Genomic DNA, 22,159 nt, shown 5'->3' with positions numbered 1-22,159 from the left:
GCAGGGACATCGGATCGGTGCCGTCTGAAGGATGTGCGCGAGAATGGCTCGGCGCACGGCGGGCAGCGTCGGTTGCGGCGGCGGTCCGCTGTTGCGCTTTGGCCTTTTTTCCCCACTCCGGGGCGGCCGCGAGCCGGAGGTGCTGGAGGAACGCCAAGGCGATCATCACCAGAAGCGCATGATGGTGCAAGCCGGGCCAGCTGCGGCCCTCGAAGTGATCCAGCCCCAGTTCCTCCTTCATTTGCTGGTGCCCTTGTTCACACACCCAGCGCGCCTTGATCCAAGACGCCAGGGTGCGGAGCGGCGTGTCCGGGGGCAAGTTGCTCAAATAATACTTGCGCTCGCCCGAGTTCCGCAGTTCGCCCACCAGCCAGACCTCGTCACCCGGCAGCGGGGTGCCCCCGCGCTGACGCGGCCCATCAGCGACGCGGACGCGCACGGCGGCGAAATGGGCCGTGAGGGGCCCCTTCGTGCCGGTGCGCCACGTGATGCGACGCCACGCGGCGGTCTTCAGCATGGCCTGCGCGGTGACCGGCTTCTCGCTGGCGACGGCCCGCTTGCGCGGCCGACCGGTCTTGGCGACCGGCCAGGTCAGGGACACCGTGGTGGCGTACACCGCTTGCGTGCTCGTCACCCCCACCGCCCAGGCCAATCCGCGCTGGCTGAGAGCGTGACGGAACGGGGCACCATGGCCGTAGCCGGCATCGGCAACGACACAGCCAAAACGCACCCCCAGGGCCAGGACCCGATCCACTTCCTCGATCGCCAGCTCCGGCTTGGTCCGCGGCTTCTGCTGGGCTTCCGGTACCTGCGCGCGCCGGCACCGATCGGGCTTGCTCGTCCACTCCTCGGGCAGGAACAGGCGCATGACCATCGGAACCGGCACCTCGCGGCGGGCCAGGGTCAGGGTGACCAGGACCTGACAGTTGGCGGTCTTGCCCACGACGCCGGCATACTGCGAGGCGACCCCGACGGAATGCTCGCCCTTCTTCAGCACGGCGGTGTCGTCAATGGCCAGGATCGCATCCGGACCGCCGACCAGCTGATCCGCCGTTCGCGCCAGGATCGGTTCGAGTGGAGCCGTGTCCCAGGAGCGGCTGGCGATGAAGTTGTGCAGCTGGTCGTAGTCGCCGGGCGTCAACGCCGCGGCGATCGGCTGAACGCTCTTGCGTTCGGTGCGGCCGTACAGACCGCGGATGTACACCGGGGCCCAGCGCCGTCGGGCCTTGTGGCCCAGAGCGTCCAGAAATGGCTCCAGCCAAGCGTCCAACTCGGCTTCCCAGGTCCGCACCGCCAGCATGATCGCCTCCAGCGCCGGTCACCCCCTGAGCGGTACAACAGCCCTCACCTCGCGTCCTCACGCGGGAACTGCCAAAGTAGTGTTAGAGATATTGAAGGACGATTATCGCGTCAGGTTTGCTAATGTACTTAAGATGGACGTTCACGGGCAAGCCGCATTCTTTTTTGGTTCACCAGTACACAACGAATCAGTTTCTGCGGCGATTGATCGACAAGAAGATAACAACCAACTTATGCACATCCCGGAAAGCGCCCTTTCCGTTATATACGAATTTGCAAGATATCCAGCCGATTATAACGAACCTCTGCCGTCAAAATTCTCAAACGAGCAATTGAAATCATTAAAGATGTTGTATCCGAGCCTGTTTACATTCGTGGCGTACCTGCGTCGCTCTCCAAAAGCCCGCATCTCCGGAATGACCACTTGGGAGCATGACGAGGTGGAAATGCAGCTTGAGGAGGAGATCAACAAGCAATGATTGGCTGGTGTCAATTAGTCTCTCACCGCTGCGCACCACAGGGACATCTTCGATCCGTGCGGCACGTTGAGCGCCACTGATCAGCAGGCCTGACACGAGCAAGAGGAGCAAGATAAATGAGCGACGCTCTCCGCCGTATAGCCGTAGGACTTCGCGTCCACGGCCACGCCCGGCTCGCGGAGCAGATTGAACGCGAAGCGGCGAAGTTGGAGGCGGAGAACGCGGAATTGCGCGCGGCACTCGCCAAGCACGCCAAGTCCGGCCTCCGCCACCTCATGGAAGAGATCAGCGAGGACTGCTGGTGCGCTGGTTGGCTCAGTGGCATGGAATACGATCTGTGGAGCATGGTCCAAGGCGGGCCGCGTGACTACGGGGTGAGTGAGGTGTCGCAAGGTGAAGTTGGGCAGTTGATCGCACTGTCGCAGCAGACCGGAGGCTGGTGGCATCGGCCGAAGGGGGCCGACGACGCCGTGTCCATCAGCCTGGACGACTGGAAGGCGCTTTTTGCCAGCCGGTCACAAGCGTCTATCTGAGCAGCGGTTGGTGGAGTGGCGCGCGTCGCCGTCGCGGGCGGACGGAACACGCGGGGCCGGTGGCGGCCGGTGCCGGAGGCGGGGACGGACCGGGGGTCGTGCGCAAGGCGGCGGTGGCGGCCGAGGCGTTGCCGCCGGCGCAGGTCGCAGCCGATCTGGTCGCCAAGGACCGGGCGTCAGGCCGCGGCGCGACGGTCCGGGGCCCCGCAGGTGGGCAGCTTGGCGGTGGCCATGCTGGGGCCGCGGCGGGCGCGCTGCGTGAGTCAGGCGACCTAGCGACGGGACCGGGGGGCGCGGCGGGCGGTCTGGTCGTGGTCGATGCGGCCCGGAGGGTGGTGGCCAAGCCCGGCGACGGGGCGCCGTGGCAGGACGCCGGGCACCGGGCGGCGATCGTCGCCTTGGCACCGCGATGGACGATGCGGGCCGCCTGAAGCGACCGTGAGGGTGAGATGGGAGCAAAGCAGGCGGCCGGGAGAGGGGCGTTTGCTCGTTGGGGACGATAGCCGCAGCCTCGTTGTCCCCTTCAGGACATTGGCAGGGCGTTGGCTCACAAATCGGGCGACTGGTGATCGAGGAGGACTGCGGGCAAAGGAGCGGGCTCCGCTGGAGCCGGAGGCGGTGAGCGGCGCCGTGCTGACGGCGCGAGCGAACCTGCACAGCGAGTTCATGCGGTTTCATCGGCGCCTGCTGGCGATCGTCCGCGAGGACGCGGTCTGCCGACGGCTGATGACGGTGCCGGGGGTCGGCGCTGTGGTTGCCTTGACCGTCACGTCGGTGATCGACGACCCAGCCCGTTTCGCCTCGTCCAAAGCGGTGGGGCCGCATTTCGGCCTAACGCCGATGACGTACCAGTCGGGCGAGACTGATGTCACCGGCGCCATCAGCAAAACCGACGATGCCCTGGTGCGAGCTGCTCTTTGTGAGGCGGGCCAGGTGATGCTGACCCGGACCAAGAGATTCTCCACCCTGAAACGCTGGGCGCTGGAGGTAGCCAACCGCCGCGGCGTGATGCGCGCAAAGGTCGCCCTGCCGCGCAAGCTCGCCTGTGGTCTGCATCGTCTGTGGGTGGACGGCACCTACCTCCGTTTCGGGAAGGAGACTGCCGCCGCATAATAACCGAACCGTTTCCGGCCGGGCCGCTCACCAGCCCAGCCGCCCGAGGTCCCGTCGCCGGGACGCGGGATCTGATGAGGCCGGGTAACTCCAGATGAACCTGCTTTGTCGGCGGGGATTACGCTTTGTGAGATCGGCTCGCGGGTTCCCTGTGATCTCATGGTCTGGCGGCCGGCGGGCCGACCACGGGCGGAAGCATGAAATCGGCGGCGTGATCCATCCGGGGACTTGACGCCCAACGGCCCATTACGGACGGAGTTATAGATGGAGAGCCTATGTCGAATAATGATATTTGATATCCGCGATCCAGCAACCGTCATTTCTGTGTAGCTATATTTAAAACGGCCTACAGCGACAAAGTCGATTGCTAATCGCTCGCAATCGCCGGCAGCCAGCCCGCTCAAAAAGATAGATGCATCTTCGTGATCTATGCGAAATCGGCAGAACCGGTGTATACGGACGTGATACGTGCTTAGTACCACTTGATAACGGGATCGCACGGTCTAACAATAAACTTCCATTATTGGAATACTGTGTCTTTGTACTGCGTCTACCGCGGACGCCACAGCAGGCAGCACAACCACAGTAGGCCACAGCTGGCGCCGCAGCCTCAATGGACAGCATAGAAATCGATCGGCCGGCGGAGGACTACTTGCTGACCGAGGTGGAGGTGCCGCCGTTGTGGCTGAGCAGTGTTCCGAACATTGTGAACGTCATATATTCGTACATCGGAAGGAAGACTGACGTTACCAAAAAGTACTTTTTCCGTGCTGATGCGAATGAGTAACTCCCGTTCATTGTCACCAAGCTGTTACCATTCTATTGGAGCTAGATGACTGTTAGGTCCGATACTTCATCGTTAGAGTTCGATCGCCTGTTGAAAGTCGTGATTCACGACCTTCGGAGGGCGGTGCGATAGCGCGGATGGGGGGCTTGCCAAGTGGGGTGTGGCTCAGCGATCACGTGACGCTTGGGGTATCGACGACCGCGGTGCCCTGGCGCTGATCGATGCGGTTCTGGCGGACACAAATGGTGATGCTTTTTTTGGAGGGCCGGATGAAGAAGTTATCAACATTGATCATCCTGGGACACATCCTGTTTGTGTGCGCGGGACATCCCGTTTTCGCCCGGTCTCTGGAATTCACCCATCTGACAAATCTGTCAAATCTCGGGTTTCCCGGGTGGATCGCTCAAACGCCGACTGACGTCACATTTTCCCATATAAACCGTGTCGTGAACGGCGGTAATGCATCCGTCCTTGTTGTAGATGCTGGAATTTTTGAGCCTTGGGTCGACATTCGCTTCATCAGACTCTTTGGAATCGTCGACTTCCGAACCTCAATGGACTTAATAATACGAAACACGGGAGCAGCCTCTTGGCAGGGCTTTCTGATCAACATCATACAACCCGTTCTGCCTATCCCGAACGCGCTCGCCGATTCCGTCTTCGGTCCCGAAGATCCCAAAGTCCCTCGTCCCAACGCTTTCACACACACGAATTACGCTCACTTTCATCCCAGCGAGGGAGTGACCCAATTCCCGGGGCCAATCAATAACAATGTTGCGTGGGCACAAAGCTTTACAAACCAGGGAGCAGCCGGTTTTACGCCATACGACCAGACAGCCGTCTTCGGATACGACGCGAGCATACCGATGGGGCCGCCAACGGGGTTCAATGTTGTCTGGAGTGTTCCGTCTCTCTCCCCGGCAATTCTAGTTAAAGGCTTACGGATCCATCTTACTAATCCGGGACCACGAGACCTAGGTGGCTTTGCCACTTTGGCCGAAGACCCTCATGTTGTGCTTCGGATAACTCCGATTCGCCAATAGTGAACGCCTACATCCCGGCATCGGCTGGACCTGTAGTGCTTCGCCCCAGATGCCGTAATGAGCCCCACAGTGTCGTTGATGATAACGTGCCACACCGGCGGGGCGAAAAGCCCCGTCAGCGCGCTGAGCAGCGCCTCCCAGACCCGCAGCGAGAACCAGCGGCCGCGTTGCAGCAGCAAGGCGATTGAGGTCCAGGGCCACGACAGGCCGACCGCCAGTCTCGCGTCGGTGACATTGCCGCCCTTGGTGACGGCAGGGCCGATCAGCACCTCGGTGAAGGTGGTGCAGGCACGGCCGAGCACCGCCGCGGCGAGAGGGCTTATCAGGGTGGCTAGGATCAGCGAAATGGAGGCAGTGGGCGTTGGGTGAAGCGGCAGACGTTGGGGGCTGTTTCCCAAACTGTTCGCTCCCGACGAGGGTATTATGCTCGCTAACCCCGCTATGCTCAAACGCATGCGCCGCTGCTCCTTTGCCCAAGCCGGCGCGTGGTGATCTGCTTTCGCGCCAACGGTCACAGCCTTTCGCCAGACGCTCCGGGATGCCGCTGGTGCACTTGCGGCTGACCGGCGAGGGCGATGACGTAATCCAGCTCTATTCCTCGCATCACGGCGCCTGGGAGCCACCGGGGGGGGGCGCCGTCGCATGCCCCTCGAACTTGTCCTCAAGCGTCTCAGCTGGTCTTTGCACGTTTAGGGCGGTCGGCAGGCGATGTGAATGAGGCGATCCAGGAGCTTGTTCGGGATATCGGGGTTGTCGCGGTCCTGCCGGGACGTTGCGAAAGTCGGCGCGGTCCACAGCTCGCGGCGAACCAGGGCGAGCGCATCGCTGAAGGTGGGCTCGGCCTTGCGATACCAGCGCGCGCCGTCCGGCTGAACACCGCGGTCGGCGGCGAGCCGGTCCGCCCACAGCGTGACGAGCGAGAACAGGCCGAGCAGGGCCGGCGTGGTGCGTAGGATCGCGAGGTCGGACCATTGCCGCTGTGTCTCGACGCCGAGGTGGCGACGGACTTCCGACAGCGTCACCTCGACGCGCCACCTTTGGACAAACCAGCCGAGGATCGCCACCGGATCGGCGGTGGAATCGGTGCTGAGAAACGCCTGCGGCGGTTTCTCGCCTTCACCATCGCGCACCAGCACCCAGCGGATCACCACTTGGCGGCCGGGGTGATGCCAGAGCGCCGTGCCCGAGGCGAGGTCCAGCCGTCGGTCCGTCTTGCCGTACCAGCCTTGCAGCGTTACTCGCTGCCACGCGGTCGCCGGATCGGCCAGCCGCTCGTGCAGCGTGGGCAGCCGCGCCCCCTTCACCCGCGGTCGCCCCATGGTCCGAGCGGTGCGCGCCGGCGCCGGCTCATACAGCCCGGCATCCAGGCGCAGGCGGGTGACCACGGTGAGGTACGCGGCAACCGCGCGCAACAGCTCGATCGCTGAAAAGCCGCTGTCGGCCACGGCGATCACGGTCCGACCGGGCAGCCAGCGAGCGGTTTGCAGCAGCACTTGGCGCGCCCAGTCGGTCAGCTTCTTGTGCCGCCGTCCGCGGGTCTGAGCGGCGCGTTCGGAGGGCGCTAGCACGCTGAGGAAGGGCAGAGCCCAGACGGCGCCGGCCCACGGCACGGGGGCGAGCAGCATAACGCACAGCCAGCGCAGGCCGCTGACCTTGACGAAGTGGCCGTGGCTGGAGCGCACCGGGTCACGGTAGATGCCGCGTAGGGCGATCCGTTTGCCCCAGCGGCGCTCGATGGTGTCATCAAGGGCGATGACCACTGGCCCGTGCGGCACCAGAGCGCTGACGAGCAGGCGCAGCAGCACGCGCGCGACGCGCCGAGCCGACCAGCGGGCGGTGCTCAGCACGCGGTGGTAGACGGCGAAGCCGCTGGCCTGCTCCAGGCCCATGACGCGCAGCGCGCCCGTGACGGTGCGCCGGCCGGGGCACAGCACGGCCCCGGCGACCAGCACCTGCACGTGCTGCCAGTTCGCAGCGGAAAAGCAACCCACAAAGGGCCAGAGCCACTGGACCAAAGGGCGCGGGACCGTGTTGACCATGAAGGCGCTCCGAGGGATGGCGCCACGGCAACCCGTGCCGGTGGAGGAGATCACGACGGCCGCCAAAAGTGACGCGCTGCGCGAGCGCATCGCGGCCTTCGCGTTTCCGCGTGGCGGGATCGAGGTGGTGCGTGCCAACCGCGGCTACACGCTCTACAGCCGCCGCACCGGCGGGCCGGTGGCTCGCCTACGCCCGACCGGACGCGACGACGCGGTTCAGGTGCTCTGGTGGCGCAGCACGGCCTGGGCTGCTCCCGGCGACTTCGGGCCGGTCATCATGCCGCTCGACGAGGCGCTCGACTTCATCGCCACCGAGGGCTTCTTCTGGATCAACGCCTGACCTCAAGCGCTCAAATCGTGCAAAGCCCAGCTCAGGGCCACCCTTCTTTCCCTTGAACTCCCGCAGACCTACAGCTGAGCGGGAACGCCTCCTCAATGCTCAAGACAGAGCTCGGTCGCTGCAAACCACAAAATCCAATCGAAAAGCAGTTGTGGCGCGATCGCGGCAATGAGTGTAGCCGGACGCCGCGCGAGATGTGAGTGCGAAGATCGCTTGTGTTCGGAATTCATAACCCAATAATCCGCACCCAAAGATAAATAAAAACATTATCATCCATCACTTTGACTATTCACAGTCGCCGCTATTTCCTCAATCATTCCAGCAATCGCCTCGGCGCCGGGCGCCAACCAAGTCGCGAAAAATCCAGAATCATCAACCGCCACGGCACCAGGAGTTCCATAGCACTCGTACATTTTGGCCACTTCATACTCTTTTTGAACTAAAATTTTCAATGCTTTGTATTTGCCGAACTGTACTCCACCTTTGTCGGAAGTTTGTGTGCTAACGACGATAAATTTGAGTGCTGGGTCGTAAGTTTGCTGCCATTTTTGGATAGTCGGCATCAAAGCTTCGCAAGGGCCACAACGCGGGTCGACAAATATCAGAATTGTGATATCTCCTTTCTTGTATTCATTGGAAAAGGCCACTGACTCACCGTTTACGACGGGCAAGCTGAAGTTTGGCGCAGGAGTTCCGGGTGGTAGGCCTAACTTGGTGGGAGTCGAAGGCTTAGTAGGAGGTTCGATAAAATTCCCATTGTTTTCCCGAGGTTTTTGTTTGCGCTCTTCAATGGCCTCAAGTCTGAGCACAACGCGACCGTACTGCGCCAGCATGTTGGTGAATAACCATGCCACAAACAATAGAAGCGCTGTGTTGATAATCGTCAGTGAGGAGACGATAAACTTAAAAGATAAAATTTTGTCCGTAAAGGCAAGCTGCGCAACTTGGAGCAGGGTGGCAGGGCCACTAGAAAGAAAAGCTAAGGCGCTGATTGTCGCCATTATAGCAGTGTTTCTGAGAACGGTAGTCCACCCAACGCTTTTCATGCTTGTTGATCCGAAGCAATGGCACCTTGGTCGCTGCCCCTTGACAAGAAGGTAAATTAAAACGCATGTTACTGAGGAGACAAATGCTATGGCGACCATGAATCCATAGAATCGAGTGTCGTGGTAAAGCATCAATATGGCGGCTATGAGTTCGATGGACACGACCGTAACTGCTGCCCAATTCCGCACCCGATCGGGAACCCCGAAATCTGACAGGCTCCTGGCGAAACTTTCAAAATGAAAGCTTTTGCTTACCCCCGAAAATAGGAATAAGCCAGCCATGTATATGCACATCATGTCTACTATATAGAGCATAGTACATCTCCTAACTGGCGCGCCAAAAGGCACCTATTCACTCTTCACGAAGCTGCGCCTGACAAGTACCATCGCAAACAAGAACCGCTGAAACAAGTAGACTCTGGGATGGTGCGGGTTGGGTCCGACATACGGATGTCATAATCAGCAGTGTGATACATGAAAAGAGAAAATTTTGACGAAATTTCTGTTAGATTAGCAGGGGGACTCTCGCGGCGCAAAGCATTGACGGGGTTGTTCTACGTCTTTACGCTGTCCGCAATGTCAACCATATTTGCAACTTTTCGCCCAGGACGTTCACAAGCGCTTACTCTAGATCAATGTAACAAATTTTGCGATCCCAAGTGCACTATTACCTTTGGGTTCGGATTTCAGATGGTGTGGACCCCCTGTAAAAGACGTTGTGTAGGAACATGCCGTTCATGCACGACTGACAATATTTGTCCATTTACGGGACTTTTTTCGAACATTGACGCGGCGTGGGTGTGTACTGATTTTAACAAAGACGCCTTAAATTGTGGTGGCTGCTTTGTCCAGTGCCATCAGATGGGGGGCGATGCGTGCTGTGGAGGACAATGCTTAGAGCTCAATCAGGTATGCTGTGGGCATGAAGTTGTTTGTGATCAGGATACCCATTTTTGCTGCGGCGATAATTGTTGCCCAAAATCCAATGAATGCTGCAGCGGAACATGCTGTTCAGATGCCTGCTCTCACTGTGAAAACGGCCAATGTGTGGGCTGCCCGGAAGGAACCGTCTGCCAAGGATCAACATGCTGTCCATCAGGAAAGCGTGCATGCGGCAGTGAATGTTGTGAACCATGGATGAGATGTACAACAAAAGGATGCGTACCTTGGTGCAGCCCTGATAAATGCGAGTACTACGATGAGCAATCAGAAACGTGCGCGGAAATGTGTGGTGACTGCCAGGTATGTGAAAACAGATCTTGTCGCGGATGTAGCCAAGTATGCGAAGAGTGCGTAAGTGGAGAATGTAAGCAAACATGCTGGTCATGCATGCATTGTTCTAACGATGTGTGTATAGACGGCTGCAAACATTGCGAAACCTGCAATACAGATGGCTGCAGTTCGTATTATCCTCCCTGGAACGGCAGCCGATTTGAATGTGGTGCCGTTTGCTGCTTCCAAACATATCAATGCTGCGCATATGGAGGGGGGAAGATTATTGCTGCGATCCTGTTCACCGTTGCGGTAGCTCGCCAGGGTGCCAAATTTAGATCGCGGTGTTAAATGATGGTAATTTAGGGTCTGTTAGCTGCGATTATGCACCGGGGTTGGCCGGTGTAGCGGCATCCGTTGAGCGGCCGTAGGATTTGGGTGCTGACGCCAACTCCTGCCGTTTCCGGAGCGCCCACCCGCCATGGTTGATCCTACGCCGACGCTGCCCGGTCTGTCACCCCTGGCTGGAAAGCCGGTGATCGGGCGCTTTGATGGCGGCCGCTTGTCCTCCGATGGTGGGCTGCTGGTCCTGCGCGAGGTCGAACAGCGGCTGCGCGTGGCCGAACGGTTGGCCGCCTGCCTCAAGGATCCGCGCGATCCTACGCGCACCGTGCATCCGTTGGCCGACATCATCGGCTTCCGCCTGCTGGCCATCGCCGCGGGCTACGAGGACGGCAACGATGCCGACAGTCTGCGCTCCGATCCGCTGTTCAAAATAGCCCTGGAGCGGCTGCCGTCCGAGCGCGACCTATGCTCGCAAGCCACCATCTCGCGCCTGGACCCGAGTTCGCGGTCACTGGGCACACGTGAGCGGCCCTGCAGCGCTCAAGTGCTTGATTTGACGTGAAGCTGAGTCGGCGCGCGGCGGCATCGGCGCGCAATGCCTAGACACACGACTAGCCAGAAGAGGCGTTGGGCAACACGGCGCAACGGCTTATCCTCTGGGCATGTACCTGCGGATCACCGAACGCCGGAACAAGGACGGCTCGACCGTCACCTACTACGCACTCGCGGAGAATACCTGGAACGCCCAGGCCCGGCGAGCCGAGGCGCGCGTTGTCCACAACTTCGGCCGCGCCGACCAAGTCGACTGCGAGGCGCTGAAGCGGCTGGTGAAGAGCATCAACCGCGTCCTCGACGAAGGCGAGGCCGTGGTCACCGGGGCGACCGCGGTTCCGGACATCGCGATCGACGCCGTTTTCGATCTCGGTGTGGTGCTCGCCGCGCGCACGCTGTGGGAGGAGCTCGGCATAGGCGAGGCGATCCGGCAGCGCGCCGCCAAGGTCGGGCTGAGCGCCCCGCACGAGATCGCGCTGTTCGCCATGGCCGCCAACCGGCTGGAGGACCCTGGTTCCAAACTGGCCTGCGCCGAACGTTGGCTGCCAAACGTCGCCTGGATGCCGGAGGCCCGCGGGCTCAAGGTCGATCAGCTTTATCGCGCTCTCGACTTTTTGGCTGTCTGGGCCGACGAGATCGAGCGCGACGTCTTCCTCAAGGCTGCCGACCTGTTCCGCCTCGATGTCGACCTGATCTTCTACGACACCACCACCGCCTATTTCGAGATCGCCGAGGCGGACGAGGACGAGCAGGAGTGGGCCGGACGGCTGTTCGCGCCGCTGCGCCGCCGCGGCCACTCCAAAGAGGGTCGTGATACCCACCCGCAGGTGATCATTGCCATGGCGGTGACGCGCGACGGCATGCCGGTGCGCTCCTGGGTGCTGCCGGGCGACACCGCCGACGTGACGACGGTCGCGCGCATCAAGGACGACCTGCGGGCTTGGCGGCTTGGGCGCTGCGTGTTCGTCGGCGATGCCGGAATGTACTCGGCCGAAAACCTGGCGACGCTTAGCCGTGGGCTGGGGCGCTACATCCTGGCGGTGCCGATGCGCAAGGTTCGCGACATCGAGACCGAGGTGCTGACCCGGCCAGGGCGTTACAAGACGGTGGCGGCGAACCTGCAGGTGAAGGAGGTTTGGGTCGGTGACGGCGAGCGGCGGCGGCGCTACGTGCTGTGCGTGAACCCGCAAGAGGCCGAGCGGCAGCGCCAGCACCGCGAGCAGATCCTGGCCGAGCTCGAGGCGGAGATCACGCGGCTCAACGAGCGGGACGTCGATCACCCCAAGGCGGCTTGCCAGCTGATGGCCTCGCGCCGGTATGGCCGCTACCTCAGCGCCGACTGGCGCGGTCGCCCGAAGCTGGACACGGCGAAGGTGAAGGCGGCGGAGAAGTTCGACGGCAAGTTCGTGGTGATCACCAACGACGACACGCTGTCAGCCGAGGATGTCGCCTTGGGCTACAAAGGCGCCTGGATCATTGAGGCCTGTTTCCGCCGCATGAAGCAAAGCGGGCTGGAAGTGCGGCCAATGTTTCACTGGACAGCGCGGCGCATCGAGGCACACGTCAAGCTGTGCGTGCTGGCCTTGCAGATGCAGCGGGCCGCCGAGATCCGCTGCGCGCTGCCGTGGGCGCGTATCGCCCATGCACTCGCCGCGCTGAAGGCGGTGCGCTACCGGACGGAAAGTCGGACTATTGTTCAGCGCACCCGGATCGCCTCCGAGCTCGCCGAGCTGCTGAAAAAGCTCGGCGTTTCAACGCCGAAGCTCGTTCTGAGCGTTGCCGAGGCCACTCCAACCTCGGAGAACTCCTAGACACACGCCCGGAATCCGCCCGGCGCAAGCCCCTGAAAAACCGAAGGAACTCGGCGCGTCTGTCCATCGACCGCGAACAGGGGCTGGAGAACCTGCCGGATACCCGTGCCTTGCTGCGCATGGGCCGGGCAGCCAGATGATCTGCAGATGCGAACGCTGCGTCCCGTCCTTCTCTTCCCGATAGAGCCGATACAGTTCCGCTTCATCGAGGTGACGGACCAAATGAACCTTGCTTCCCATGCCCAGGAACATGGGATGGCCAGCGGCTCATTGAAACCATTCACTTGCGGTCGGTATGACACGACGAGACGGGTGCGCACGGACGATAAAGGCGGCCCAGAATGGCGACCTTTGCGTTGGGGTTGGCAAAACCTGCGGGCCGGTGCGCCATCGAGGAGCGCGTATCGTGGAGGGGGTGATGGCGCTCGGCGACGTGCCTCGCCGCGCACTGGAACAGAGGGCCCCGCGCGCGGCGGTATGGTTATTTGATGGCGAAAGCGAGATAGGCCGAGTCGCCAACCTGCCCGGGCGAGGTGAAGATCGCTCCCGACGTTTTGCCGGCGATGGTCATCGACATGTCGATGCTGCCGTTGCCGTTGAGGTCGATGCGCGCCGTCGCCCCCTTGGCCCCCTCGGCGCCCGCCATTTCTTCCCAGGTCATCTTGGACACACCTGGCCGCCACCCCCAGGCGGTGACCCACTCGCCCTTCTCCAGGTCGGTCACGGTCGACCATGTCACGCCGCCGCCGCGGCCGTCGACGAAGAAGGTGTCCCAGCCGGCGCCTCCGGTGAGGAAGTTCGACTCCGTCCCGCCGTCGAGGACGTCGTCGCCGGCGCCGCCGTCGATCGCGTCCATGCCGCCCCTGGAGTTGATGAAATCGGCGTTGGGGGTGCCGGCGATCGCCTCGACGTCGTCGCTGCCGACGAAGCTGTTCTGCAAGTAGCCCACCGGGCCGACGTAGCGATCCATCGCAAACTCTTTGGCCACGCCTCCGACGGTGATCGCCAGCCGTCGGCCGGGGTCGATCACCACCGGCTGGGGCGTTGTCGGCGTTGATGGCGTCGTTGGCGGCGTCGGGGTCGTCGGCGCGAGCAGCGTCGGAGCGTCCGCGGCAGTGATGGTGCGGTCGGTGAAACCCAAATGCTCGATGCCGCGCATCCGGTCGACGAATCCGGCACCCGTGACGATCAGGTCCGTGCCCTCGACCGCCACCGTGACGGCGGTGGAGGCGACGCCGAACAGCGTCGTGTCGTCGCCGGCGCCGCCGTCGAGCAGGTTGTTGCCCGAGCCGCCGATCAGTGTGTCGTCGCCGCCCAGGCCCAGGATCGTGTCGTCGCCGGCCCCTCCGTCCAGACGGTTGTTGCCGGAGGTCGTCGTCGTGGTGCCGTCTCCCGCCGTCAGGACGCCGGGGTCAGTGCCGGTGATGCGGTCGTGCCCACGGCTGCCGATCGCGTTCTCGATCGCCGTCCCGAAGGCAATGGCGACATGCGGGGTGATCTGCCCCGGCCGCAGGTCAAGGTCGATGCCCGACCACGTGGTGAAATAAGTGGCGCCGGCGGGGAGCGGGTCGCCCGGGCGCCGAAGAACGGCGCCCGTCCCCTGTTCGCCGGGCAACGTGACGGCCGCCTGCGAGGCATCGATGGTGTCGGTCCCCCCGGCGTCCCACAGTGCGGCGGCGGGGTAGCGGCCGTCCAGGTGGTACACGTCGTCGCCGGTGCGCGTGGTCCGGTTGGCGCCGTAGTACGCCTGCAGCACGGCCACATCGGCGATCATCGGTCCGATCGGATCATGGCGTTGGCCACTGGGCAGCAGGTCGGCGCCCGGCCGGGTGTAGGCCATCATCGTCCAGCCGGTATGCCACTGTCCGGAAGTCGCGCGAGGGTCGCCGGCGCTCGGCTTCACGTCGTCGGCGTCAAAGGAATGGGTGAGGCCGAGCGCGTGGCCGATCTCATGCACCATCATCCCGTACACCAGGCCCCCGCGGCTGACGTCGTCGGTGACGCCAAACCGATCCACATCGAAGGCAACGAGGCCGCTCTCGGCGTCGCCGATCAGTGGCATCGACGTGTAAGCGGCGGTGAAGGTGTTGTTGTCAAGCGCCCGGTCGTCGATGAACCGCAATTGGCCGATGGTCTGCGCGGTCTCCGCAACCTCCACAAACGTCAGGTTGGTAATGTCGGCGAAGGCGGCGAAGCCGCTGCGGATGGCGTTGCGGTGGGCGGCGTCCAGTGGCGCCGCCTGACTGGCCGAGCCGATGGCCGGGCTGCCGGTCTCGTAGAAGCTGTAGGTCAGCGTGACCGGCGCAGCGGCGCTGCTGGAGCCCCATTTGCCGAAGAGGAACGGCGTTTCCCAAGCCGGTTGGCTCGGCTCGATCAACGCCAGCGACGGATCGGACAGGGTCACCGGCACGGTGATCACGCCGGCCGCCAGCGACGCCGGGTCCCGACCCAGCGGCCCTCCATCGACGTCCGTGGTCGGGCGATTCGCCGAGGACAGGGCGAAGACCGTCGGACTGGTTGTGGGAACCCAGGTGGTGATGGACATTAACCAATCTCCCATTGATCAATTTGTTCCGGCGCGAGTGTAATCGTAGGATGTCTTTCGGCGTTCTGGTGTGCAGTATAGGGGAAATTCCGGGAATGCGAAGGGAGAACAGGGTGTGGCGTCATGCGCTCGGCGCATAGGCTCCGACGAAAGCTCGGCAACATAGAGTTGCCGTCGCGCCGGTGGCGGAGGGCTTGGGGCGGCTGTCCGCGGGCCCGTCAGACGGCACCGCACGCGAGGTGCGGTGTGGTGAGCGACCGAAGCGATGGTCCGGCAGCGGGGAGCCGGAGGAGGCCGTACAAGGCGGTGACCGCCGCGTGAAAGGGCGGAAGGGCGGCCTCGATCTCGCTGTCGCTCAAAGCGCGGCTGCGCAAAGCGGCGCGATCCAGATCCAGGCCAATGCCCCAGGCCCGAAGCGCCGGACCGAGAGGGTGGAGCGCGGCGGCAATCGCGCGGTGGTCGCGCAAATCACCGAAGCGGACTTCGAGCGCGAGGACAATCATGTGGTCCTCGAGCACATGACGCGTGGACGCCCGGAACAGCGCGGCATCATGCTCCGGCAGCACCAGGATGACGTCGGGAGTCGGCACCGGAGAACCGTCGGGGCTTACGGCTTCCGTGAGATGCAGGCGGTACCCGCCGTTGGGCAAGGGGCGACGGTGGCACGACATGAGACTGGCAACGCGCTCCATCCTGCATTCCTTCTGCGATGGCTCCCCCGCGGAGCGCCGTCCCCGCGAGGACTGGCACGCAGCGGCAATCGTCAGCATCCCGTCAGCCATCCGCGGGTTCCCGGACACGCTGCCGATGCGGTTGACGGGGATCAGTGACCGAGGTCGGCGCACGCCTGCGCAACGCCGCCGTTCGCCATATATATGTTGAAGCAGTTGCCGGCAGAGACATAGCCCGATACCCCGTTCCCGGCGCTACCCGCGTATCCGGCACTGCCCGCGTACCCAGAACTCCCCGAATAGCCCGAATTGTCCGAGTAACCGGAGGTTCCAACCTTGAGGTTGCTGGCGTAATCATACGCGCCCGTGTAGTTGTTGTACAAGGTGACAGCGCGGGTTGCCTGATCCGCAGCGCTGGCCACGCCGACTCTCAAGTTGCTCGCCCAATCGTAGCCGCCCGTGTAGTTGTTATACAACTGGTTGGCTTGCGCCGCTGTGCCGGAATTGTCGGAATAACCGGACACGCCCACCCGAAGATTGCTCGCCCAGTCGTAGGCGCCCGTATAATTGTTGTACAGCTGATTGGCCTGCGTCGCTGTGCCGGCGGTGCCGGCGCTCGTGGCGTAGCCAGAACTCCCGGCGTAATTGGCGTTCAGAGCGGAGGCCACGCTGCCGGTGACCATCGAGCCGTCGATCGTCGCGCCGCTGGCGAGGCCTTTCGCCTCGTTGGCCGTGGTCGCCTTGCTGGCGTTGATCGCGTTGATCGCGTTGGTCGCGTTGGTCGCGTTGTCCGCGGTGGCGGCGCTGTTGACGCGGAGGTTGGCCGCGATTTGGCCGCCAAGTTTGCCCGCGTTGTCGGCGTAGCCGGCCGCCGTTGCGTTGTCGGCGGTGGTCGCGGTGTCGGCGTGCTTCGCGTCTGGTTTGGTGTAACCGGCGGGCATGGTGACCGTGAGGCCCTGACCGGCGGGAAGGACGGAGGACTGGCTCTGCTGGGCGAAGGAGGCCGCCGGCAGCGCGACGAGGACGAAGGCCGCGGAGCAAGTCGTGAGAAGAAGCCGTTTGCGCATGGCGGTGCTCTCTAGCTGCAATAAGGAAAGACGCTGAGGCGGGCGTAGCTGGGATCGGAGGGCGCGATTTCGCCATTTTGCGTGGCAAACCGGATGCGGGCGGTCCAGGTGGTGGCGCTGGTGTCTTCAAGCCAGGAGCGGGGGCCGGCGTTGGGCGTTCCGAGACTGTCGGGCACCGCGCGTTCGAGGGCGGTCACGGCTTGCGGCGACGTGCCGGTCGGGCAGGTCGGCTTGGTCAGCACGGCGCCGTCGGCGGCGGGGTAGGGCTTGAAGACCGCGCCCGCCAAGGACTGGCCGGTGGCGAGGGTAACGTCGCCGGCGTTGGTGATCTTGCAGCCGGCGGTCGTTTCAACGGCGGGAGTGCTGGGATCGTCGCAGCCGGCGAAGTCCTGGCTGGCGTGCCATTTGTTCCGGGTGGGGTGGGGATAACGGGAGGGGGTGGTGATGTCGGTGTTCGCGCCACCGATGACGACGCGGGCGACCGGGTGGCCGGGGGTGGGCCAGGGGGCGGCGCCGAACGCGCCGCGGGGGACGGCCCAGGCGTCGCTACCGGCGTAGTCGTGCGGGGCGGTGGAGCTGACCTTGCCGATGACGTCGTAAACGCCGCCGCCGCGGGATTGGGTGACGCGGTTGGCGATGGCGGCCAAACGGGCGTCCGGGACGGTGGAGCCGCCGCTGGTGACGACGTAGGCGTCGATGGGGCAGGGCTCCGCCGGGTCGGACTCGCAGGCGATGCCGTTGCCGTCCATGTCGAAGCCGGTCTTGCCGAGGAGCACGACGGACAGGGACTGGCCCAAGCGGTTGGTCGCGGATGGGGCGTCGGGAACGGCGGCTGTGATGGTGGACCACGCAATCGTGCCGACGCCGCCCGCTTTCAGGGTGAACTGGGTCGTGTAGTAGGCTTGCCGGGGGGCGAGGAAGGTGGAGAGCGCGTCGGCGGCCGCCGAGAGGTCGTCGCCGATCTGGGCGTCGAATTGGACGTCCTCGGCCTCTTGCGCCCGGTTGGCGCCGTCCATGGCGTACAGGACCGAGAGCGACCCGGCGAGAGCGGCAGCGATGATGGGAGCGTTGGACATGGAACCGAACCCGCCGAGTCGCGAATACAAATGGCGGAGACAGAATAGCGTGAACGTGAGCGAAAGAAAAGAGGCCGCGGTCGCGGCCTCGTGGTGGGGCAAACGGTGCGACGGTGGGGATCAGGCCGCCGCGTCCGGCACGGCGTTGGGCGATGCGCCAACGGTGGACGCCCAGCGTCCCGCGGTCTGCGGCGGCGGGCTGGCCGGTTGGCTCAGGGCGACGGGAGTCGTGGATAGGATCGCCGCCGACTGGAGGTAGGGGCCGGGGGCGGGCGGAAGGGGGTGAACGTTCGGGAGCGGCGCCGCGCTGTGGACGGTGCCACCGTCGCCGGCGCCGCCGAGGCCGTGGTTGGCCGAGGTGTGGGGCGGAGCGGGGTGGCCCGGGCCGGTGGTGAGATAGGTTTGGGAGGGAAGGGGCTGGGTGTGCAGCAACGGTTGCGGTCGGGGAGCCGTGGCGGCGTCGGTCGGAGCGGCCGTCATCGTCGGGTCGACGGACGCCGGGGCGGCGTCGGTGACAAGACTCTCGTCGCGTGCCTCCTGCGCCGCGGGTGGAGCGGCGTCCAGGGCGTCGGTCAGCATCGGCGTGGCGTCGAGCGGCTCCGGACCTGGGGAGGCGGCGAGGGAGGGAGCCTGGGTCAGGCTCGCCAGCAGGGGGATGTGGTCGAAGGCCGCCGCGGTGCGGCCCAGCCAACGGCGCACGATGGACTGGCGGGCGAACGACGGCGGTGTGTCACCGGTGCGCGGGTGGTTGACGTACTCGCCGAAGCCGCAGCGGAAGTTCGCGGCCTCCTGCGCGGCCTCCTCATCCAGGCGCGGGAAGTGGACGAGCGGGAGGTCGGCGGCCGCCGTGGAGGCGGTGACGAAATCGAAACGGCTGCCCTGGCCCTCGTTGGCAACGATGGTGAGGTCGACCAGGTCCGTCAGGCCCGCGTCGTCCCAGGCCGTGAGGGCGTCGGACAGGTGCTCCATCGAGCGCGGCGTGCTGCCGACGACCCACAGGGCGGCGATCCTCAGAAAGCCGGATTCGGCGGCGTAGAGCGGGCCGGCTTCGATCAGGAAGCGGTCGATGGCCTCGCCGGCCGGGGCGCCGACGTCGACGACCGCGATCTCGACGCCGGAGGCGGGATTCGTCAGGTCGTCGATGATGGAACCGAAGGCGTCAACGCTGGTGGCGGACACCGGCGCCGTCATGCCGGGGTAGCGGCGGAACAGGTCGCCCCGGATGCCGTCGAGGTCATAGGCGCGCAGCGCGGCGTACGGGACCGCGCCCATCAGGTACTCGACAGCGGCCATGGCGACGGTGGTCTTGCCGGTGCCGCCCTTGCGGCCGTCGCAGAGGAGGAGAGTTTTGGGCGGGACCGAGAGCTGTGCGTGCATGGAGGGATCCTTGGCTGGGCTGAAACGTGGACGACGAGGGTCGGGACCGGCAGCGTTCGACCGATGGGGGGCCGCAGGGTGTGCGCCGGGGGCGCCGCGGTGGGTGCGGCGGCGGGGGCTGACGGTCAGGGTAAAGCGGCCATGGCCGGCCGGCGCGCGGTGCGCGTGGCGGGGGCGACGGCGGGCGTTGGGGCAAGGTCCGGTGGGGCGGGTGCGGCGAGGAGGGTGGCAAGGATGGCGCCGGCGGCGTCTGGCACGGTCTGCGCGGAGCCGTCCGGTGTACGGGCGCAGGCGGTGGTCGCGGCGAGCAAGGCGACGGCGAGCGTCCGGCGGGTGACGGGTGGAAGCATGTCGGGGGCTCCGGGGTGACGAGGGGCAAGGGAGGAGGGTCGGACGGCGCCCGTGCTGGTGTCGGTGGCGTGATGCTGGCTGGCGACAGCGCCTGGGCTTTCTCCGCCTCCGCTACTCGGGCGCGACGGCGTCGCCGGGGGCGTGGATGATGGAGGCGGGGAGCCAGCGGCCTTCGACGCAGCGCGCCCTGTTGCGGTCATCCGTGACACCGCGGATGTGCACGGGCATGGCGACGATGCCGCCGGGCGACGTGAGCGCGTAATTGTACTCGCACAGGTTCATGGCGGCCTTGACGACGTCATCGACCACGACATTGACGGTCGTTGTCCCGTGCGGTCCGTTCGTGCCGGCGACCGTGACCTCCGCGGCGAACGCCGTGGCGGTCGCGGCGCTGAGCAGCAGGGCGGCGGCCAAGCTGGCCGGAAGTCGCTTCATGGTGTGGCTCCGTGATCATGAGGACCGGGCTGGAGAGGCGAGAGGGAGCGCCGTCGGTTCCTGGACGTGACGTCTGGTGCGGTGTGCCGCTGTGTCGCGCAGGGCGTCGACGCGCGCCACGATAGCACAACCCGGCGGCGACGAAGGGGCCGCGCGCGTGGGCGTCATGCGGCTACGACAGGACTCGCGGGTACGCGCAAGCACGGCGCGGCGCGCCTTCGGCCGGTCGGTCGCGCGACCAAACTCACCGCGCTGGAACGAGAGGGGGTGGGGCGTTGCGCGGGCCGGCGGGCGTTGCGGCGGAGCCGGCGATGGGGCGGGCCGTTGCGGATTGTGGCGGCCGGGCGGCGGGCGGGCGCGGTCGCGCGGGGACTTGAGCGCCAGGTGGGGCGCCGGTTGGCCGGGGCTGGAGCGGTGGCGCAACCGGCGGCCGGTGCAGGGCGGCCGGGCGGCAGGGAACGGCCTGCTGAGCGGGAGCGGTGGGGGCGGTGGCTGTGACCGGGGCGGACGGCTGGAGCGGCGGCGAAGCACCCGCCGGCGGGGCGGCGAGGGGGTGCGGCGGGGCGTGCGTCGGGGGCTGGACCGGGAGCGGCGGTTGGTGGCGGGCGTCGTAGACGGTGATCGCGTGGTTGGGCTCGACGGTGGGCATGCTCACCCAGGCGGCGACGGGGACGTTGCCGGTGGTCAGCGCGTGATAGACGACGGTGGTGCCGAACTCTTCGATGACCTTTGCGGCGTCCGGCGGGAGAGACGGCGTGGCGGAGTTCAGGGCGCGCAAGCCGTCCAGGTAACTGGCGGGGTGTGAGATGAGGAGCTTCAGGGGCGCTTTGGCGGGGCCGACGCGGCGGGGCAGCGGGAGGGTCGCCGTCGGCGCGGCCAGCGTGGGACGGCGGGCCTCGGCGGGCGCGCCGGGCGCGGTGGCGTCGATGTCGTCGAACGCGCGCGCGGCCGCTTCGAACAGGACGGGCCAGCCACCGGACAGAGCGCCGGCGGCGTAGGTCGGGCGGCCGATCAGCTCGGGGTACCAGCCGGCGGCCCAGGCGGCGTGGGCAAGGTCGGCCCAGTCGGCGGCCCAGACGCGGAGCACCGGGAGGGGAAGGCTGGCAAAGGCGGCCTGAACGGTGGGAACGGCCTGGACATCGACGTAAAGGCGGGCGAGCAGGGCCGCCGTGGTGGCCTCCGGCAGAGATGCGTCGTGCGCCATGGCGGCGGTGATGGCGGGCAGGGGGAGGAGCGGCGGTGTGGCGGCCGCGGTGGCCATGGGGGAGGGGGGCGCGCTGACGAGGCGGAACAGATGGCTGAGGCCGGTGGCGATGGACCGCTCCAGCGCGGACTGGTCCAGGGTGCCGGGGGCATGGGGAAGCGGGGTGGTATCCCAGCAGCCAACGGCCGTGCCGATGGCGGTGTAGTAGTCGGGCGATGAGAGGACGGGGCGAGGCGGCAGGGACATAGCGTCGGCTCCGGGCGGCGATGGGGTGCGGCCGAGTCGGGGGTGGGCCGTGGGCAGGATGGCGATCAGGATGGTCGAAAGTGGATGGAGAATAGCCGGGCAAACGAGCGCGCGCAAGAAGTGGATGGCGGTGGGGAGGAGGCCGCCGAGGCGCGGCGGCTCCGGACACCGGGACACGGGCGATGGCGCGGCGCGTGGCGACGCGGAGGTGGTGATGTGAGCGGACGGCCCGAGGGCATGACGAGGGCCGTCCGGGTGCCGTGGCCAGCCGGTCGCGACCGCGGCGCGTTGGGCCTGTCGTGAGGTGAGCCTGGAGAACCGCTTAGGGGCACGATGAGGCGCAGGTCAGGCGCCGCCGAGGAGCGCTGCCAAGCTTGTGGATGCGGGGTGACGGGCATACACTCGCGGCCGGTGGTGAGGCCGGTCTGGCCGTGCGGCGGTATCGCGCAGACGCAAGGGGGTGCCATGCGCGGACTCGTGATTGTGGCGATCGTTTGGGCGGTGCTCGGCAGCGGGGCGTTTGGCCGCATGGCCAAAGCGCCGGTCGGGGCGGCCGCATGGGCGGCGGCGGCGCGGTGACGGCGTCGG

At 65.2% G+C, this 22,159-nt stretch carries 19 protein-coding genes and 2 pseudogenes; 8 read left to right on the top strand and 13 right to left on the bottom strand.

From position 1 onward, the window contains the following. The coding region (locus tag M2351_RS26810) for an IS701 family transposase (RefSeq protein ID WP_264659099.1) at window positions 1–1,300 on the bottom strand (1,300 nt) is incomplete at its 3' end. On the opposite strand from M2351_RS26810, the gene M2351_RS26805 reads away from it, so the two are divergent. From M2351_RS26805 to M2351_RS26790, 4 genes and pseudogenes are all read left to right on the top strand, one after another. Next, complete coding sequence (locus tag M2351_RS26805; protein WP_264659098.1) at window positions 1,299–1,778, top strand: hypothetical protein; 480 nt, start codon at window positions 1,299–1,301, stop codon at window positions 1,776–1,778. The two genes, M2351_RS26810 and M2351_RS26805, sit on opposite strands and share 2 nt — an antisense overlap. 116 nt (window positions 1,779–1,894) lie before the next feature. Continuing rightward, window positions 1,895–2,311 carry a hypothetical protein gene (locus M2351_RS26800; protein ID WP_264659097.1) on the top strand — a complete coding sequence of 139 codons (417 nt, stop codon included), beginning with the start codon at window positions 1,895–1,897 and terminating at the stop codon, window positions 2,309–2,311. A gap of 98 nt (window positions 2,312–2,409) precedes the next feature. Further along, window positions 2,410–2,742, top strand: coding sequence for a hypothetical protein (locus M2351_RS26795; protein WP_264659096.1), 333 nt, complete (start codon window positions 2,410–2,412; stop codon window positions 2,740–2,742). 181 nt (window positions 2,743–2,923) lie between these two features. Then, window positions 2,924–3,424 (top strand): annotated as a pseudogene (locus tag M2351_RS26790) (transposase); the annotation flags it as partial. A gap of 959 nt (window positions 3,425–4,383) precedes the next feature. Here the strand turns inward: M2351_RS26790 and M2351_RS26785 are convergent. The 3 genes from M2351_RS26785 to M2351_RS26775 form a co-directional block, all read right to left on the bottom strand. Further along, window positions 4,384–4,506: a hypothetical protein gene (locus M2351_RS26785; RefSeq protein WP_264659095.1), complete on the bottom strand. Its 123-nt coding sequence runs from the start codon at window positions 4,504–4,506 to the stop codon at window positions 4,384–4,386. A gap of 711 nt (window positions 4,507–5,217) precedes the next feature. After that, complete coding sequence (locus tag M2351_RS26780; protein WP_264659094.1) at window positions 5,218–5,709, bottom strand: hypothetical protein; 492 nt, start codon at window positions 5,707–5,709, stop codon at window positions 5,218–5,220. A 234-nt stretch (window positions 5,710–5,943) separates the two neighbouring features. After that, the gene (locus tag M2351_RS26775) at window positions 5,944–7,293 is read right to left on the bottom strand and encodes an IS701 family transposase (protein ID WP_264659093.1); all 1,350 of its coding nucleotides are present in this window, start codon (window positions 7,291–7,293) and stop codon (window positions 5,944–5,946) included. On the opposite strand from M2351_RS26775, the gene M2351_RS26770 reads away from it, so the two are divergent. Beyond that, window positions 7,292–7,633 (top strand): hypothetical protein, encoded by a 342-nt coding sequence (locus tag M2351_RS26770; protein ID WP_264659092.1) that lies wholly within the window; start codon window positions 7,292–7,294, stop codon window positions 7,631–7,633. The genes M2351_RS26775 and M2351_RS26770 overlap by 2 nt on opposite strands. Window positions 7,634–7,902: 269 nt before the next feature. On the opposite strand, the gene M2351_RS26765 is transcribed toward M2351_RS26770, so the two are convergent. After that, window positions 7,903–8,976, bottom strand: coding sequence for a MauE/DoxX family redox-associated membrane protein (locus M2351_RS26765; protein WP_406567446.1), 1,074 nt, complete (start codon window positions 8,974–8,976; stop codon window positions 7,903–7,905). A 625-nt stretch (window positions 8,977–9,601) separates the two neighbouring features. On the opposite strand from M2351_RS26765, the gene M2351_RS26760 reads away from it, so the two are divergent. The 3 genes and pseudogenes from M2351_RS26760 to M2351_RS26750 all read left to right on the top strand — a co-directional run bounded on the left by M2351_RS26760 (window position 9,602) and on the right by M2351_RS26750 (window position 12,599). Continuing rightward, window positions 9,602–9,820: a hypothetical protein gene (locus M2351_RS26760; RefSeq protein WP_264659090.1), complete on the top strand. Its 219-nt coding sequence runs from the start codon at window positions 9,602–9,604 to the stop codon at window positions 9,818–9,820. A gap of 552 nt (window positions 9,821–10,372) precedes the next feature. Beyond that, a pseudogene (locus tag M2351_RS26755) lies at window positions 10,373–10,750 on the top strand (transposase); the annotation flags it as partial. 148 nt (window positions 10,751–10,898) lie between these two features. Beyond that, entirely contained in the window at window positions 10,899–12,599 is a 1,701-nt protein-coding gene (locus tag M2351_RS26750; protein ID WP_264658940.1) for an IS1634 family transposase, read from the top strand. 481 nt (window positions 12,600–13,080) lie between these two features. Here the strand turns inward: M2351_RS26750 and M2351_RS26745 are convergent, their stop codons facing one another. From M2351_RS26745 to M2351_RS26710, 8 genes are all read right to left on the bottom strand, one after another. Further along, window positions 13,081–15,144, bottom strand: a complete 2,064-nt coding sequence (locus M2351_RS26745) for a M10 family metallopeptidase (RefSeq protein WP_264659089.1) — start codon at window positions 15,142–15,144, stop codon at window positions 13,081–13,083. A gap of 218 nt (window positions 15,145–15,362) precedes the next feature. Beyond that, window positions 15,363–15,836 (bottom strand): hypothetical protein, encoded by a 474-nt coding sequence (locus M2351_RS26740; protein WP_264659088.1) that lies wholly within the window; start codon window positions 15,834–15,836, stop codon window positions 15,363–15,365. 131 nt (window positions 15,837–15,967) lie between these two features. Then, window positions 15,968–16,882 carry a hypothetical protein gene (locus M2351_RS26735; protein WP_264659087.1) on the bottom strand — a complete coding sequence of 305 codons (915 nt, stop codon included), beginning with the start codon at window positions 16,880–16,882 and terminating at the stop codon, window positions 15,968–15,970. Between the two features lie 11 nt (window positions 16,883–16,893). Then, window positions 16,894–17,958, bottom strand: a complete 1,065-nt coding sequence (locus tag M2351_RS26730; RefSeq protein WP_264659086.1) for a hypothetical protein — start codon at window positions 17,956–17,958, stop codon at window positions 16,894–16,896. Window positions 17,959–18,078: 120 nt separating this feature from the next. After that, a complete protein-coding gene (locus M2351_RS26725; protein WP_264659085.1) occupies window positions 18,079–19,335 on the bottom strand; it encodes a hypothetical protein in 1,257 nt (418 codons plus the stop codon). Between the two features lie 125 nt (window positions 19,336–19,460). Further along, on the bottom strand, window positions 19,461–19,685 hold the full coding sequence (locus M2351_RS26720; RefSeq protein ID WP_264659084.1) for a hypothetical protein: 225 nt from the start codon (window positions 19,683–19,685) through the stop codon (window positions 19,461–19,463). A 112-nt stretch (window positions 19,686–19,797) separates the two neighbouring features. Next, a complete protein-coding gene (locus M2351_RS26715; RefSeq protein WP_264659083.1) occupies window positions 19,798–20,121 on the bottom strand; it encodes a hypothetical protein in 324 nt (107 codons plus the stop codon). A gap of 244 nt (window positions 20,122–20,365) precedes the next feature. Next, window positions 20,366–21,571 carry a hypothetical protein gene (locus M2351_RS26710; protein ID WP_264659082.1) on the bottom strand — a complete coding sequence of 402 codons (1,206 nt, stop codon included), beginning with the start codon at window positions 21,569–21,571 and terminating at the stop codon, window positions 20,366–20,368. Between the last annotated feature and the right edge of the window lie 588 nt (window positions 21,572–22,159).

The organism is Azospirillum canadense (assembly GCF_025961225.1).
Lineage (GTDB): Bacteria > Pseudomonadota > Alphaproteobacteria > Azospirillales > Azospirillaceae > Azospirillum > Azospirillum canadense.
The sequence above is the reverse complement of the archived record's forward strand: the minus strand, read 5'-3'. Positions and strand labels throughout refer to the sequence as shown.